Consider the following 14,644-nt stretch of genomic DNA (forward strand, 5'->3'; position numbering starts at 1 on the left):
CGGTACGTGACTCCCCCGTCCCGCGTACACCCGGCCGCCGCCCACATACGTCGCCCTGACCGGGATCGACGCGATGCCGTGCGGGTCAGCGGTCAGGAAACTCTCGTCGAGGACGACGAACATCAAGACTCGTTGGTCGGTGCCGCCGGGGTCGCCGAGGTCGCCGAGGTCGCCGAGGTTACGGCGGACGGCTTCCGGTCGGGAACGCGCGGGCCCGGCGCCGCGCCCGGCGACACCCGCGTGACCGCGAACGTCACCACGAGGTTCGCGGCGAGCGCGATGATGCCGCCGTTGATCCCGTGCCACGGGTCGTTGTCAGTGGCCCACAGACCCGTCATCACGGCGAGCCCGACGAGCATGCCGGAGATCCCGGCGCGGGCGGTCATCCGACGCCAGAACAGGGAGAGCAGTACGACGGGCACGAGCTGGGCCAGGCCCTCGTACGACAGGACGGACAGCTGGACGAGCGTGTTGGGGTAGAAGAGGCTGCCGCCGAGCGCGACCAGGCCCGCGAGGACGCAGACCGCCTGCGAGCGGCGCTTGGTGCGCCGATCGTGGTCGTCGGTGACGGCCGGCCGCGGGCGGCGCGGGTCGGCGCCGTTGCCGCCGCCGAGGACGGTCTTTCCCCACAGGGTGCCGATGGACAGCATGAAGACACTCATGGGCACGATCGCCGACAGGGCGCCCGCGACGCCGATGACCGCCACGACGGGCGACGGCAGCGAGTCGGTGACCAGCTTGAACAGCGCGAGGTCGGGGCTGCCGAGGCCCGGCAGCACGAACAGCGCGGTGGCGCCGACCATCATCGGTACGAACAGGAGCAGCTGGTACCACGGCAGCAGCAGAGCGTTGCGCCGCAGCGCGTTGGGGCTCTTCGCGCTGAGGTAGCCGGCCACGGTGGTCGGGAAGATGGTGATGGTGACTGCGTTGAGGACGACGGTGCTCAGGAACCAGGCGGCGTTGCGTCCGCCGGACACGTGTCCGGGGAAGGTGAGCCACTCGGGCTTCTCGGTGACCATGCGCTGCATGAAGTCGGAGAATCCGCCGAGGTAGTGCAGGGGGATGTAGACGGCGAGGAAGACGACCGCGAGGATCACGAGTACGTCCTTGAGGGCGCTCACCCAGGCGGAGCCGCGCAGTCCCGACACGAGGATGAACACCTCGGCGACGACGAACGAGATGACGGCGGCGACGTGCAGGTCGACGCTCCCGTACGTCATCGCGTTGACGACGACGCCCATGCCCTGGATCTGCACCTGGATGTACGGCACGAGGAACACGGTCCCGACGACGGCGACGAGAATCCCCAACGGCCTTGAACGGAACCGGAATTCGGCGATATCGGCGATCGAGATGAGACGGTGCCGGGAGGCGTACGTCCACAGGGCGGGGCCCACGATGTAGGCGACGGCGAAGCCTACGGTGAGGTAGGCGACGAGGTAGAGGATCGGGGCGCCGAAGGAGTACGACCAACCGGCGGTCCCGAGGAACGAGAAGCTGGTGTACGTCTCGCCGGCCATCAGGAGCCAGATGAACATCACGCCGAGGCCGCGGCTGGACACCGACCACTCGGCGAGGCCCTTGGACCGGCCGCGCGCGCTGAGCAGGCCGATCAGGATGGTGGCGGCCATGGCCAGGCCGAACACGGTCGTGGCGACGGCTGCGGAGCCGCTCATCGGGTGCCTCCCTCGTCGGCGGGGACGGGTTCGACGGCGCCGGTGCGGTACGCCGGGTCGAGGCGGGCGACCAGCCAGATGGCGACGGGGCTGATGACCGTGGCGGCGATGACCCAGGCCAGCAGGAACGGGACACCCAGGATGCGGGGTTCGATGCGGTTGGCGACGAAGGGCGCGGCGCCGTAGAGGACGACGGGCACGAGCAGCATCCAGAGGGAACGGCGGGCCTGGCCGCCGAGGGTGGGGAGACCTTCGAGGGGGTCGGGCTCCGGGGAATCGAGGGGGTCGGCCTCGCGCGGGTCCGGCTCCGGGGAGCGGCCGGCGGCCTCGTCTGTGGGGGACATGGACTTCCTTGGGGGGAAGGGTGGCGGATTGTTCAGAGGGCGGGGTCGTAGCGGCCGTCGACCGCGGTCCAGCCGCCGTCGACGGTCAGGACGCTGCCGGTGACGTACGTCGACGCGTCGGAGACCAAGTACGCGACGGCACCGGCGAGTTCGTCGGCGCGCGCCCAGCGCCCGAGCGCGGAGGCCCGGGCGTAGGCGTCGTACCAGGCGGGGTCCGCGGCGATCTGGTCGGTGAGCGGGGTGCGGACGACGCCGGGGGCGACGGCGTTGAACCGCACGCCCCGTGGGCCCCATTCGGCGGCGGCGGTGCGCAGGAACTGGATGAGGCCGGCCTTCGACGCGGCGTACACGCTCTGGCCCGCCTCCACCTGGAAGGCTCGCATGGAGGCGAAGCCGACGACGCTGCCGCGCCCGCGCTCCGCCATTGCAGGGGCGAATGTCTGGACGAGGCTGACGTAGGCCCGCAGGTTCAGGGCGATGACGCGGTCGAACTCGTCGAGCGTGTAGTCGGCGATGCGTTTGCGTACGTTGGCGCCGACGGTGACGACGAGCGCGTCGAGGGGGCCCCACGCGTCGGCGGCGGCGCGGATCGCCTCGGGGTCGAGGACATCGAGGGCGTAGGCGGACGCGGTGCCGGACCGGACCGCGTCCGCGCCGGCCAGGGCGACGGTCTGCTCGGCGCCCTTCTCGTCACGGTCGGCGACCACGACGTCGGCGCCCTGGGCGACGAGCGCGCGGACGGCCTCACGGCCGATGCCGCCCGCGCCGCCGACGACCGCGACGCGCCGGCCGTCGAGCCGGAACAGATTCGCGTAGTCCATGGAGTGCTGCTGCCTTTCTGTCTGCTGAGGTGATCCGTCAGGGGCGGATGACGGCCATCCGCGTGACCGTCAGCTCCTCGATGGCGAACCGTGGCCCCTCGCGTCCGGTGCCGGAGTCCTTGACGCCTCCGTACGGGGCGATGTCGCTGCGGTAGCCGGGGACTTCGTTGATGACGACGCCGCCGACGTCGAGCGCGTCGACCGCGCGGAAGGCGGCGCCGAGGTCGCGGGTGTAGACCGCGGCGTGCAGCCCGTACCGGCTCGCGTTGACCAGGTCGTACGCGGCATCAAGGCCGGGGACGGTGCGCAGGCACACGACGGGGCCGAACACCTCCTCGTCCCAGGCGGGTTCGCCGTCGGGGACGTCCGCGAGCAGGGTCGGGGCGAGGCACCTCGCGCCGGTGCGGCCCCCGCCCGCGACGACCCGGGCACCGGCCGCCCTGGCCCGGCCGATCCAGTCGAGGACGCGCTCGGTGGCCGCTTCGTCGATGAGCGCGGAGACCCGGGTGCCGGCGTCGCGCGGGTCACCGACCACGACGTCGGTCAGCCGTTCGGCGATCTTCTTCTCCAGGGCGCCGGCGATCTCCTCGACGGCGATGACCCGCTGGACCGAGATGCACGCCTGCCCGGACGCGTAGTAGCCGCCGCGGGCCACGGCGTCGGCGGCAGCGTCGAGGTCGGCGTCCGCCGCGACGACGAGCGCCGCGTTGGAGCCGAGTTCGAGGACGACCTTGCGGGGCGCCGCGTCGCGCGCGATGCGGTGGCCGACCGTGGCGGAGCCGGTGAAGGAGACCGCCGCGACGTCGGGATGCGTGGTGAGGGTGCGGCCCACCTCGGTGTCGCCGGTCACGAGTTGGACCGCTCCGGGCGGCGCGCCGGCCGCGGCGAGGCGCTCGCGGACGAGGTGGGTGAGCCAGAGGGTGGCGAGCGGGGTCGCCGGTGCGGGCTTCACGATCACGGGACAGCCCGCGGCGAGCGCCGGGGCGATCTTGTGGGAGGCGAGCAGTACGGGGTAGTTGAAGCCGGCGATGCCGACGACGACCCCGATGGGCCTGCGCGTCCAGAACCCGAACATGCCGTCGCCGGAGGCCTGGAGGTCCAGCGGGACGGTCTCGCCGTGCAGGTGGGCCACCTCGTCGGCGGCGGCCCGCCAGGTCGCGGCGGCGCGCTGCATCTCGGTGTCGCAGTCGGCTCGCGGCTTCCCGGTCTCCAGGACGAGCAGCTCCGCCATCCGGGACGAGACGCCTTCCAGGTCGGCCGCGACACCGGCGAGCACGTCCCGCCGCACCCGAGCAGGCAGGGCCGCGGCCTCCTTGCGGAGCCCGGCGGCGTGCTCGACGGCGCGCCGCGCCAGGTCCACGTCGCCGACGGGCGCCGAAGCGAACTCGCTCCCGTCGTACGGGAAGACGACGGGCTGTTGCGACGGCGCGGGAACCCAGGCGTCTCCGACCGGCAGGCCCGTGGGCACTTCTCGCGGATACGTCATCGCGCCGCTCCCCCGTCCGATCGCGCCGCTCCCCCGTCCGTACGGGCGGTGAGGAAGGCCTGCGCGGCGGCCGCGTACACGCGCGTGTACTCGGCAATCTCACGCACCTCGACGTACTCGTCGGCCTGGTGCGCGATCCATTTGCCGCCGGGGCCGTACACGACGGTGGCGAGTCCGGCGTCGCGAGTCAGGATCGTGCCGTCGGTGGTGCCGGGCACGGCTCCGAACGGTGGTGCTTCGCCGTGCACTTGGCGGTGTGCGTCCACGAGCGCGGTGACCACGGGGTGGTCCTCGGGGATCTCGATGGCGGGCCGGTCGTCGACGACGGTGACCTCGACGGACACCCCCGCTCCGGAGGCCGCCCGTTCCGCGAACTCCCTCACACGCTCGATGAGTTCGGCGTGGTGGGTGCCCGGGACGGTCCGTACGTCGATGCCGACGACGCCGTGCGCGGGGATCACGTTGAGCTGGTCGGGGTCGCCGCCGAGCAGCACGGTCGGGGTGACGGTGACGCGGCCCGCGTGCGGATGCTCGCCGTAGCGCTCCTCGGCCCACTCCTGCACGGCGGCGAGCGCCTCGACGATGCGGGCGCCGGCGACGATCGGGCTTCTGCCCTCCTGCGGCATGGCACCGTGGGCCATCACGCCGTGCAGGTCGAGACGGAGGCGGATCCCGCCGCGCGCCGAGGTGCACACCTCGTAGCCCTCGGGCTCGCAGACGATGACGCCGTCCACCTCGCGGGCGAGCGGTGACGCGGCGAACGCCTTCGCGCCGAGCATCAGCCCCTCCTCGTCGCAGAGCACGCCGACGACGATCCGGCCGGGGAAGGGCCCGGCCAGCTGAAGGGCCCGGACCCCGTAGATCATGGCGGCGACACCGGACTTCATGTCGGCCGAGCCGCGGCCCCAGAGCTTTCCGTCGCGGATCTCGGCGCCGTACGGGTCGACGGTCCAGTCGGCCGTGTCGCCCTCGGTGACGACATCGATGTGCCCCTCGAACATCAGCGTGGGGCCGTCCCCGCCGCCGCCCTCGACCACCGCGACGGTGTTGGGCCGCCCGGGGACGACGTCCACCACCTCGTACTTCCAGCCGAACTCCGTGAAGAGCCGCTGGACGAGGTCGGCCGCGGGGCGCTCCACCTCGGCGGCTCCCGCGGCGTTGACGGTGCGCAGCCGGACGAGTTCCTGGGTGAGGGCGACCGCGGCCGCGGCGTCGGTCTCGGGGACGGGCAGGGCTGTTGAGCGGGAACGCATCGCACCTCCAAGTCGGGCGGCCACGAGGCCAGTCGACTGGTCAGACCAGTTGATTTCCCGTACTCTGCCCCCACGTTCACGCCCGGGTCAATGGCCGGATCATGGATTCACTCCGGCACAACTGCCCGACACGGAGAGGCACATGGCGCCCGACGACGATCTCTTCCAGCCGGTGAAGCCGGTCCGCGCCTATCAGCGGGTGGCCCAGCAGATCGAGGAGCGCATCCTCAGCGGCGACCTGCCGCCCGGCTCCCGGCTCCCGGCGGAGCGCGAACTCGTCGTGCGCTTCGATGTGGGCCGCTCCACGGTCCGCGAGGCGCTGCGCGTGCTCCAGACCGCGGGCCTGATCCGCTCACGCCCGGGCGACCCGCTGGGCGCGGAGGTTCTCGGCGTCTCCCCGGACAACCTCAGCCAGGCCCTGAGCCGCCTGACCCGCTCCCGTATCGCCTCCCTCGGCGAACTGGTCCAGTTCCGCATGGTGCTCGACGCGGAGAGCAACCGTCTCGCCGCGCGCCTGCACACCCCCGACGACCTGGCCCGCATGCGGGAGCAGATCGACCGGATGGAGCGCCTCGGCGAGTCGTCGACGGGAAACCTGCACGCCTTCAGCGAGGCGGACGCCCTCTTCCACCGGGCCATAGCCGAGGCGAGCGGCAACGCCCTGCTCGGCCTGTGCGCCCGCGCGGTGCACGAGGCGGTGGTCGGGGTCATCGAGGAGAAGATCGCGGGCGCCACGGACGCCGCCGCCTGGATGGAGCGCTCGATCACCCACCACCGGCAGGTGCTCGACGCGATCAGCTCGGGCGACGCGCCGCGCGCGGCCCGGCTCGGCCGTGAGGCGCTGTACGAGTACTACGCCGACCATGTGGAGCCGGAGACACGGCGGTTGCTCGCGGCGGCCGTGGAGGACCCCTCGGAATAGGGCCTGACGCGGGCCACCGCCGGAGACCTCCAGCCCGGAACGCCGCTACCCCGGGCCACCGCCGGAGGCCTTCAGCAGGGACTCCATCAGCGCGATCTCGGCCTGCTGGCCCGCGATCATCAGCCGCAGGAAGACCTCGTCGGCCCGCTTCCCCCGCGCGCCGCGCAGGGTGTCCAGCTCGGCGACGCTCGCCATGCCCGGCCAGCGGCACGGCGCCGAGTACGGCGAGTGCCGCGGGGATCCCGCCCGGCCTCGGGATGACGGTGAGCGTCGCGAGCACGAGAAGCAGCAGACATATTCCGATATACGGCCCTCATGCATCGGGATCAGGCGCGCGGACCACCCGGACGGCCTTCGAGCTGACCGAGCAACTCGCCGAGCAGCACACTGAGTTGCCCCTGCCCGGCGCCACCGAGGCCGGAAAGCACCGTCTTCTCGTACACGAGCTGGTCGGGCAGCAGCGCGTCGACGAGGTCGCGGCCGGCGTCGGTCAGGCTGAGGTGGGATACGCGCCGGTCACGGGTGTCGCCGCGCCGGCCGACGAGACCGCGCTCCTGGAGCTGTTTGAGCCGCTTGGTGACTGCGGCGCCCGAGGAGAACGTCTCCCGGGCGAGGTCACCCGGGGTGAGTTCGTGGCCGGTACGGCGCAGCGCGCCGAGCAGGTCGAACTCGGCGCGAGTGAGCCCGGCGCGGCGCAGCGGGGCGTCCTCGGCCTGCTGGAGGAGGGCGGCGCAGCGGTTGATCCGCCCGATGACCTCCATGGGCCCGGTATCGATGTCGGGGTGGACGGTCTGCCACTGCCGCACCACCGCTGCGACGGTGTCGTCCGCCGCCGCCCTGCCGTTCCGTGTCGTCATGCTCGCGTGTTCTCCCGGGCGTCCATGCCGCCCCTGTGCTCGTCTGGGTTCTCTGGGTTCTCGGGGTTCGCTGGGTTCCGGACGGTCCACGACGTCGCGCGTCGGACCGTCGCCGCGAGCGTACGGTGTCCGGCCTGCTCAGCGGTGACCACACGCTCCTCGGGCAGGGCGCGCTGCCACCATTCGCCGGCCGCGGTGTCGTCGGCGGCGCGCAGTTCGACGAGGGCTGTGGCGAGCCTGCGGCGCGCGGTCTCCAGGGCGCCGGGCTCAGGACGCGGGGCGCCGAGGGTGCGTTCCGCGGCCTCGCGGGCGCGGTCGGTCGCTTCGAGGGCCAGCTCGATGTGGTCGGCGGCGCGCCGGTTGGTGACGATCACTGCGGCGACGATGCCCAGCAGCGCCCCGACAAGGGTGTCGACGACCCGGTCCGTGATGAGCTCGCCGGCCTCCTGCGTCCTGGCGAACTCGGTGATCAGCAGCGCCATGGGGGTGACGCAGACGCTGCCGAGCCAGTAGTTGCGGGAGATGAACGCCTCGGCGCCGAAGCTGAAGAGCAGGCAGAACAGGACTACGAAGATCTGGCCGGCGTGGGCGAGGGGCACCACGGCGGCGAAGACGAGCACTCCGGCGAGATTGCCGGCCACGCGCTGCACGGTGCGGTTCCAGGTGAGGGTGACATTGGCCTGGTAGAGCGAGGCGGCGGTGACCAGGGCCCAGTACGGGCGGCCGATTCCGAGGGCGAGGGACCCGTATCCGGCGAGGGCGCAGCCGACGGCGGTGCGCAGGGCGACCGGCAGGAGAGGCGAGCCGGGGGCGAGCCTGCGCCACAACGACGGCTTACCGAAGGCGAGTTCGGCCTCGACGCCGAGGACTTCGTCGTCGACTTCATGGGCGTGCGCGTGGTTGATGCGCGGGACGGGGCCCGTGCCGCGCAGGCCTGCGGCCCAGTCACGCAGGAGTGCGGGGTCGGTGTCGGCGGGGGCGGCGAGAGCGACCTCGGCGCGCACGACCAGGCGCTCCAGGGCGCGACGGGCGGCGCCCCGGCCGCCGGTGGCGAGGAGGGACTGCCAGGCGGCGTGGACGGCGGCGGCAGCACCGCCCCTGGCCCGCTCGCGCGCATCACCCTCGGCGCTCACGTACGTGGCGGCGGCGTTCAGGGCGCGGGCGGTGGCGCGCCGCTCCGGGCCGTGCGGCCGTACGAGGGCGGGGGCCATGCCGACGAGCCAGGCCACGGCGCCCGCACCGGCGGTCAGGGCGAGGTGGCCGGGTATCTGCCCCAGGTGCTGCGGTGCGAAAAGGCTGGCGGAGCTGATGAACGTAAGGATCAGATGGCCGGGCGGGCCGATGCGGGTCGCGTCGCACAGGGTCTTCTGGGCGGCTGCGAGAAGCGCGCCGACCGCCACGAGCACGGCCGCCGAAGAGGTGAGCGAGGCGGTGAGCAGGGCCACGGCGAGGCTCGCGAGCATGCCGAGGACGACCCAGGCGAGGGCCCGGGCACGCGCCGCGTACGGCAGGTTGTGCGCGTAGAGCGCGCACAGCGACCCGGCCATCGTGTACATCGCGAGGTCGAGGCGGCCGAGGGCGAGCAGCATCAGATTCGGCACCGCCGCGGACACGACGACGCTCGTCGCGGGCTTGAACCAGATGTCGGACGGCTTGTGGAGACGCAGCACCCCAGCGAGCGGGAGCGGACGGACGGGCCGTGGCCTGGACGGGGACGGGGTAGGGGTTGTCGTTTCTGCGCTGCTCATACGGAGAAGTTTAGCAGGTGTTTTACCTGGAAACATTCTGCTCTCCTATCCGACCCCCGCACCCGCTCACTGCACCTCGGCCGGCCGCCGACCGCGCAACACCCGCGCACGGTGGCACTGCCGAAAGCGCCCAGTGCTCCCCTGCGCTCGATTGCGCCCCGCCGTGCACGGGCATCTCGTCCCCGACGCGGTACGGCGTCCGACTGGGGGTGGTTCGCGTGCACGGACCGGGCTCGGCCGCCTGGCTGCTCGTCGCGCTGTGCGCGGCGACGGGGGCGTACTGCCTGCTGCGGATGCGCAGCGGAGTCGAGGAGCAGCGCCGCACGGCGGGCAGCGAGGCTCTCATGGGGTTCGGCATGGCGCTCATGGCGATACCCGCCGCGGTGGTCACGCCGCCGCCCGCCGCCTGGGTGGTGTACGCGGCCGTGTTCGGGGCCGCGGCACTGCGCGCGCTGTGGGCGGCGCGTTCGAGCGCGCACCATCTGCACCACCTGGTGGGCGCGTGCGCCATGGCGTACATGGCGGTGGCGATGGCCGCGGCGCCGGGCGGGCACGCGGGTCACGCAGGGGCGGGCGCACCGCTGGTGACCGGTCCGCTCCTGCTCTATTTCGCGGGGTACGTGCTGTGGTCAGGGGCGCGGCTGGTGCCGGTGGCGACGGCGACCGGCGGCGGCCCGCCGGCGTCCGGGTGGCGCGACCGCCCGGAGCTGGCACGGGCCTGCCGGCTCTCGATGGGCATCGGAATGGTCGCGATGCTGCTGACCATGTAGACGCGCAGGACATGTCGAGCAGGCAGACGCGCAGGACATGTCGAGCAGGCAGACGCGCAGGCCGGGGCCGTTGAGGTATCGCGGCGAGCCCGTACGGACAGGGGTCCCGGGAAACTGTTCCATTGCGGACAACTGCCCGCTCAAAACCGTGGCGTACGTCACTTGACGCGACAGCCCGTACCCTCCGGTAGCCCCGGCTCATAGGCTGAGGCCATGACGGTCCCCGTAGCACTGCTGCTGCTCGGCACCCTCGCCGCTGTCCTCGCCCCGCGCCTTCTCGCGCGGGCCGACTGGCCGGAGCGCGAGCCGGTGGTCGCCCTGTGGGTGTGGCAGTGCGTGGTGGCCGGCGTCCTCCTGTGCTGCGCGCTCTCGATGACGCTGAGCGCGGCCGCCGCCTGGCAGGCCGTCCGCGGCCATGTGTTCGCGTCCGCCCCGCATGCCGTCGTCGACGCGTACGCGCTCCGGGCAGCCGGCGGATGGGCGGCGACGCTGGCCGTGACGCTCGCGCTCGGCGGGCTGTGGACCGCGGCGATGCTCGCCCGGGAGATCTTCCGCTCGGGGGCCGGGCGCAGGCAGCGGCGCGCCGAACTCCTGGTGCGTTCCCCGCTGTTGCCGGGCGAGGAGCCGGGCAGCGACCGACTCGTAGTCCTCGAAGGTGAGCGCCCCGACGCCTGGTGGCTGCCGGGCGCCGCGCCCCAACTGGTCATCACCACGGCCGCCTTGCGCCGTCTCAAGGGCCGTCAGCTGGACGCGGTCCTCGCGCACGAGATGGGCCACGCGCAGTGGCGGCACGACTGGCTGCTGCACTGCTCGGGTGCGCTGGCCACGGGCTTCCCGCAGGTTCCGGTCTTCGCCGCGTTCCGCGACGAGATGCACCGGCTCGTCGAACTGGCCGCCGACGACATGGCGTCGCGCCGCTTCGGTCGGCTGACCATCGCCCTCGCCCTGGTCGAACTCAACGAGGACCGCGGGGTGTTCGGCCCCTGCCCCACGCCGCAGGCCCATGTGCCGCAGCGCGTGCACCGGTTGCTGACCCCGCCGCGGCGGCTCACCCCGGCCCGGCGTCTGCGCCTGACCGCCGCGGCAGCCCTCGTACCCGTGGTGCCGCTCCTGGTGACGTTCGTGCCGGGCCTGCGCGCGCTGGGCTGAGCGACAACCCGAGCCGGACGCGCCCGCTCCGCATGATGGCCACCGGCGCCGTCCATGGGTGAGGATCTTCCCCATGCACCCGGCACCGGTCGACTCCCCGCCCCGTCCCCGGCATCCGCGGCCCGCACGCGCGACGGCGGTGCTCGCCGCCCTCAGCGCGCTGCTGCTGATCGCGGTGGCGATGCGCTGGGAACCGCTGATGACGCTGGACGGCGAACTGGCGCGCACCGTCCACCGCTGGGCCGTCGACGATCCCGGACTGACGCAGGCGAACCGGATTCTGACGGACTGGTTCTGGGACCCGTGGACGATGCGCGCCCTGTGCGCCGTGGTCGTCGTCTGGCTTGTATGGCGCCATAACACCTGGTGGCTCGCGCTATGGGTGGTAGCCACATGTGCGGTGGGCACACTGATCCAGCAGGGTCTGAAGGCGGCCGTCGGTCGTGACCGCCCCGTGTGGACCGACCCCGTGGACTCCGCGCACTACGCGGCCTTCCCCTCCGGGCACGCCATGACGGCGACGGTGACGTGCGGGCTGATCCTCTGGCTGCTGCACCGCTACGGCGCGGGCCGCGTCCTCTGGCACACGGCGTGCGCGCTCGCGGTGGTGTCGGTCGTCGGCGTGGGCCTCACGCGGCTGTGGCTCGGCGTGCACTGGCCCTCGGACGTACTCGGCGGCTGGCTGCTCGGGGCACTGACGGTGACCGCGTCGGTGACGGCGTACGAGCGGCTCGCAGCGAGCAGGTGACCGTCAGGGCTGATCTGTCAGGGCTGATCTGTCAGGGCTGATCCGTCATGCCTGATCCGTCACGGCTGAACCGTCACGGCCGATCCGGAAGAGTTGATCCGTAAGAGCTGATCCGATGGGGCCTGGTCGTCACGGCGCCACCGGGCCTCACGACTGATAGCCCTCGACCTGCGACTCGGGCCTGACCCGCGCCTCGTCGGGGTTTTCGCCGAACTCCGTCTTGGCCCGGCGCTGGCGCAGCAGGTCCCAGCACTGGTCGAGTTCGCGCTCCACGGCGGCCAGGCGCTCGTGCTCGGTCGCACCGTCGATCTCCCCGGAGGCGAGCGACGCGCGGAGCCGCTTCTCGTCGTCGACCATCGCCGTGATCCGGGCCAGGATCTGCTCTTGATCCATGTCGGTACGCCTCCTGGTTGGCCCCCGTCACCCCTTGCCCACTGTAGGGAGGGTTCGCCCGGTGTGCGATCCGGATCGGGTGGGCGCCCAGTACCGCAGCACCCCGTAGCGGAAACCCGTACCGGGCCGGTGTCCGGACGGCACCGACGCCGTCCGGACACCGGCCCGGCAGGACCGGGCGTATCCGACGATCCCCCGCGTCGCCGGATACGCCCGAGAGCCCTGGCCAAAGGTTCCGCAAAGGCCCCTCTGGCAGGGACGCGACGAGTATACTGGCTCCGAGCCAGTCAACGCAGGAGTTACAGAATGTCCCCGCGCAGCGCATCGGTCAATGAGGAGTTGCGACGGCGATCCCGCGAGCGGCTTCTGCAGGCGACGGTCGAGCTCGTCGGGGAGCGCGGGTACGACGCGACGACCCTCGGCGACATCGCGGACCGTGCCGGTTCGGCGCGAGGCCTGGTGTCGTACTACTTCCCCGGCAAGCGGCAGCTGCTCCAGTCCGCGGTGCACCGCCTCATGCACCAGACGCTGGAGGCGGCCCTGGAGCGCGAGCCGCACACCGAGGACGGGCCGGAGCGCCTCGCGCGGGCCGTCGACGCGATCCTTGGCCTGGCCGTCGACCGCCCCGTCCTGATGCGGACGCACATGGCGGGGATCCTCCAGGCCGAGGGCTTCGTGCAGTGCCCCGAGCAGCAGCGGCTCGCCGAGCTGCTGCGCGACACGGTCCTGCGGAACGGCTCGCTCAGCGTCGACCGCGACTATCCGCTGCTGCGCTCCCAGCTGATGGGTGCCGTGTTCGCGGCGCTGGTCCCGGGGGCGCCGATGCCGCTGCCGACGCTGCGGGCGGATCTGTTCGCCCGGTACGGGCTCGCGTGGGAGCTCGGAACCCCGCCGGACGACGCGGCGCCCGGCGGGAGAAGCCCGGAGAGCGCTCCGGACTTCTCCCGGTACTTCGAGCCGGGACGTCCCGGGTCTCAGTCGAAGTAGTCCGGCTGCGTCTGGACGTTCAGCTCGCCCATGCGGACCCGTTCGGCCGGGTCCGTGCGCCGGTCACTCAGCTTCAGGACGTCGAAGCCCTTGGCGATGTCGTTCGAGTAGATGTAGCCGTTGTAGTAGTACGCGGACCAGGCACCGCCCACCTGAAGGGTGTCCGTGGTGAGCGGACCGCGCTCGAAGTAGCCGATCTCCTTCGGCTTCGAGGAGTCGGTGAAGTCCCAGACCGAGACGCCGCCCTGGTACCAGGCCTGGACCATGATGTCCTTGCCCTTGACGGGGATCAGCGAGCCGTTGTGGGCCACGCAGTTCTCGGTGTCCGCCTGGTGGCGGGGGATCTTGAAGTAGCTCTTGAAGACCAGCTTGCGGTGGTCGCCCTTGCCGACGACGGCGTAGATGCCGTCGGCGCCGCGGTCCGGCCCGACGGCCTCGTTGCAGGTGGCCGCCCCGCCGCCGCCGAGCTCGTCCGTGAAGACGACCTTGTCGGCCTTCTGGTTGAACGTCGCCGAGTGCCAGAACGCGAAGTTGGTGTTGTCCTCGACCTGGTCGATGACCTTCGGGTTCTCGGGGTCCTTGATGGAGAACAGGATGCCGTCACCCATGCAGGCGCCGGCGGCCAGGTCCTTCGAGGGCAGGACCGTGATGTCGTGGCAGCCGGTGGTCTTGGAGACGCCCGGGTTGGTGGGTCCGCCCGGGTTGCCGCCGCCGTCCGGCCCCTCACCGGGGAACAGCACGGGGAAGTTCACCGTCGCGGCCTTCTCGGGTGCCTCGCGGGGCACCTTGATCACGGAGATCCCGTCGTGCGGCGGCTGGCAGTCCGGGAACGTCGCGCTCGGTGAGTACGAGGAGACGTACACGTAGACGTTCTTCTTCTCCGGGACCAGCGTGTGCGTGTGCGAGCCGCAGGCGGTCTCGACGGCGGCGACGTACTTCGGGTTCCTCTTGTCGCTGATGTCGAAGACCTTCATGCCCTCCCAGGAGGACTTCTCCGTGGCGGGCTGGGTGGTGCTGGCACAGGAGTTGTCGCTGCGCGAGGAGTCCGTCGACAGGAAGAGCAGGTCGCCGGAGACGGAGATGTCGTTCTGGGATCCGGGGCACAGGACCTGCGCGACGGTCTTCGGGGCCTCCGGGTTGCTGATGTCGAAGATGCGGAAGCCGTCGTAGTTGCCCGCGAAGGCGTACTTGCCCTGGAACGCGAGGTCCGAATTGGTGCCGGGCAGCACGTCCTTGGGGATGTTGGTGAGATGTTCGATGTTGTCGGAGTGGACGACCTCGTCCTGGGCGGGTATGTCGCCGTTCGCGATGGCCGCCCGGGTGTCGGCCGCCGCGCCCTTCGAGAGCCGCTCGGACTTGGCCGGGGTGTCGCCCGGATCCGGGGTCGCTGCCGCCGGGCTCCCCATGAGCAGCGCGGCCAGCAGCCCCGCCGCTGTCGCGGCAACTCCCAGGCGTCTGCATCGCGTTCGAGACGTGTCCAACAGGGTCAC

The 14,644-nt window shown here is 72.1% G+C and carries 15 protein-coding genes; 5 read left to right on the forward strand and 10 right to left on the reverse strand.

Translation table 11 applies throughout. From position 1 onward, the window contains the following. Positions 1-122: 122 nt before the first annotated feature. Genes ACY0PA_RS07290 through ACY0PA_RS07310 form a run of 5 tightly spaced genes read right to left on the reverse strand, consistent with a single transcriptional unit; the run spans position 123 to position 5,580 of the window. Complete coding sequence (locus tag ACY0PA_RS07290) at positions 123-1,676, reverse strand: sodium:solute symporter family protein (RefSeq protein WP_473083894.1); 1,554 nt, start codon at positions 1,674-1,676, stop codon at positions 123-125. After that, complete coding sequence (locus tag ACY0PA_RS07295) at positions 1,673-2,020, reverse strand: DUF3311 domain-containing protein (RefSeq protein WP_473083895.1); 348 nt, start codon at positions 2,018-2,020, stop codon at positions 1,673-1,675. The genes ACY0PA_RS07290 and ACY0PA_RS07295 overlap by 4 nt, the downstream gene beginning before the upstream one ends. Positions 2,021-2,052: 32 nt before the next feature. Then, positions 2,053-2,841: an SDR family NAD(P)-dependent oxidoreductase gene (locus ACY0PA_RS07300; RefSeq protein WP_473083896.1), complete on the reverse strand. Its 789-nt coding sequence runs from the start codon at positions 2,839-2,841 to the stop codon at positions 2,053-2,055. Between the two features lie 37 nt (positions 2,842-2,878). Beyond that, the gene (locus tag ACY0PA_RS07305; RefSeq protein ID WP_473083897.1) at positions 2,879-4,327 is read right to left on the reverse strand and encodes an aldehyde dehydrogenase family protein; all 1,449 of its coding nucleotides are present in this window, start codon (positions 4,325-4,327) and stop codon (positions 2,879-2,881) included. Beyond that, entirely contained in the window at positions 4,324-5,580 is a 1,257-nt protein-coding gene (locus ACY0PA_RS07310; protein WP_473083898.1) for a M20 family metallopeptidase, read from the reverse strand. Before ACY0PA_RS07310 ends, ACY0PA_RS07305 begins: the two co-directional genes overlap by 4 nt. 142 nt (positions 5,581-5,722) lie before the next feature. On the opposite strand from ACY0PA_RS07310, the gene ACY0PA_RS07315 reads away from it, so the two are divergent. Further along, positions 5,723-6,502 (forward strand): FadR/GntR family transcriptional regulator, encoded by a 780-nt coding sequence (locus ACY0PA_RS07315; RefSeq protein ID WP_473083899.1) that lies wholly within the window; start codon positions 5,723-5,725, stop codon positions 6,500-6,502. 45 nt (positions 6,503-6,547) lie between these two features. On the opposite strand, the gene ACY0PA_RS07320 is transcribed toward ACY0PA_RS07315, so the two are convergent. Genes ACY0PA_RS07320 through ACY0PA_RS07330 form a run of 3 tightly spaced genes read right to left on the reverse strand, consistent with a single transcriptional unit; the run spans position 6,548 to position 9,107 of the window. Continuing rightward, complete coding sequence (locus tag ACY0PA_RS07320) at positions 6,548-6,823, reverse strand: DUF305 domain-containing protein (protein ID WP_473083900.1); 276 nt, start codon at positions 6,821-6,823, stop codon at positions 6,548-6,550. A gap of 5 nt (positions 6,824-6,828) precedes the next feature. After that, positions 6,829-7,359: a MarR family winged helix-turn-helix transcriptional regulator gene (locus ACY0PA_RS07325; protein WP_473083901.1), complete on the reverse strand. Its 531-nt coding sequence runs from the start codon at positions 7,357-7,359 to the stop codon at positions 6,829-6,831. After that, a complete protein-coding gene (locus ACY0PA_RS07330; RefSeq protein ID WP_473083902.1) occupies positions 7,356-9,107 on the reverse strand; it encodes an FUSC family protein in 1,752 nt (583 codons plus the stop codon). The genes ACY0PA_RS07325 and ACY0PA_RS07330 overlap by 4 nt, the downstream gene beginning before the upstream one ends. Before the next feature lie 218 nt (positions 9,108-9,325). On the opposite strand from ACY0PA_RS07330, the gene ACY0PA_RS07335 reads away from it, so the two are divergent. From ACY0PA_RS07335 to ACY0PA_RS07345, 3 genes are all read left to right on the forward strand, one after another. After that, entirely contained in the window at positions 9,326-9,877 is a 552-nt protein-coding gene (locus ACY0PA_RS07335; RefSeq protein ID WP_473083903.1) for a DUF5134 domain-containing protein, read from the forward strand. A 213-nt stretch (positions 9,878-10,090) separates the two neighbouring features. Continuing rightward, positions 10,091-11,026 (forward strand): M56 family metallopeptidase, encoded by a 936-nt coding sequence (locus tag ACY0PA_RS07340; RefSeq protein ID WP_356288887.1) that lies wholly within the window; start codon positions 10,091-10,093, stop codon positions 11,024-11,026. A gap of 73 nt (positions 11,027-11,099) precedes the next feature. Continuing rightward, positions 11,100-11,774, forward strand: coding sequence for a phosphatase PAP2 family protein (locus tag ACY0PA_RS07345; RefSeq protein ID WP_473083904.1), 675 nt, complete (start codon positions 11,100-11,102; stop codon positions 11,772-11,774). A gap of 147 nt (positions 11,775-11,921) precedes the next feature. Here ACY0PA_RS07345 and ACY0PA_RS07350 read toward each other — a convergent pair whose 3' ends face one another. Continuing rightward, positions 11,922-12,167, reverse strand: coding sequence for a DUF2630 family protein (locus ACY0PA_RS07350; protein WP_473083905.1), 246 nt, complete (start codon positions 12,165-12,167; stop codon positions 11,922-11,924). Positions 12,168-12,473: 306 nt separating this feature from the next. Between ACY0PA_RS07350 and ACY0PA_RS07355 the strand changes: the two genes are divergently transcribed. Continuing rightward, complete coding sequence (locus tag ACY0PA_RS07355; protein ID WP_473083906.1) at positions 12,474-13,154, forward strand: TetR/AcrR family transcriptional regulator; 681 nt, start codon at positions 12,474-12,476, stop codon at positions 13,152-13,154. Here the strand turns inward: ACY0PA_RS07355 and ACY0PA_RS07360 are convergent. Beyond that, a complete protein-coding gene (locus ACY0PA_RS07360; RefSeq protein ID WP_473083907.1) occupies positions 13,142-14,644 on the reverse strand; it encodes an LVIVD repeat-containing protein in 1,503 nt (500 codons plus the stop codon). The genes ACY0PA_RS07355 and ACY0PA_RS07360 overlap by 13 nt on opposite strands.

The organism is Streptomyces sp. DS1-CR2, assembly GCF_055760475.1.

Bases quoted from the DNA above. Each gene is read 5' to 3' on its own strand.
- ACY0PA_RS07290 (WP_473083894.1), bottom strand. From the start codon at position 1,676: ATGAGCGGCTCCGCAGCCGTCGCCACGACCGTGTTCGGCCTGGCCATG.
- ACY0PA_RS07340 (WP_356288887.1), top strand. From the start codon at position 10,091: ATGACGGTCCCCGTAGCACTGCTGCTGCTCGGCACCCTCGCCGCTGTC.
- ACY0PA_RS07320 (WP_473083900.1), bottom strand. From the start codon at position 6,823: ATGCATGAGGGCCGTATATCGGAATATGTCTGCTGCTTCTCGTGCTCG.
- ACY0PA_RS07310 (WP_473083898.1), bottom strand. From the start codon at position 5,580: ATGCGTTCCCGCTCAACAGCCCTGCCCGTCCCCGAGACCGACGCCGCG.
- ACY0PA_RS07350 (WP_473083905.1), bottom strand. From the start codon at position 12,167: ATGGATCAAGAGCAGATCCTGGCCCGGATCACGGCGATGGTCGACGAC.
- ACY0PA_RS07295 (WP_473083895.1), bottom strand. From the start codon at position 2,020: ATGTCCCCCACAGACGAGGCCGCCGGCCGCTCCCCGGAGCCGGACCCG.
- ACY0PA_RS07330 (WP_473083902.1), bottom strand. From the start codon at position 9,107: ATGAGCAGCGCAGAAACGACAACCCCTACCCCGTCCCCGTCCAGGCCA.
- ACY0PA_RS07325 (WP_473083901.1), bottom strand. From the start codon at position 7,359: ATGACGACACGGAACGGCAGGGCGGCGGCGGACGACACCGTCGCAGCG.
- ACY0PA_RS07315 (WP_473083899.1), top strand. From the start codon at position 5,723: ATGGCGCCCGACGACGATCTCTTCCAGCCGGTGAAGCCGGTCCGCGCC.
- ACY0PA_RS07345 (WP_473083904.1), top strand. From the start codon at position 11,100: ATGCACCCGGCACCGGTCGACTCCCCGCCCCGTCCCCGGCATCCGCGG.
- ACY0PA_RS07355 (WP_473083906.1), top strand. From the start codon at position 12,474: ATGTCCCCGCGCAGCGCATCGGTCAATGAGGAGTTGCGACGGCGATCC.
- ACY0PA_RS07300 (WP_473083896.1), bottom strand. From the start codon at position 2,841: ATGGACTACGCGAATCTGTTCCGGCTCGACGGCCGGCGCGTCGCGGTC.
- ACY0PA_RS07305 (WP_473083897.1), bottom strand. From the start codon at position 4,327: ATGACGTATCCGCGAGAAGTGCCCACGGGCCTGCCGGTCGGAGACGCC.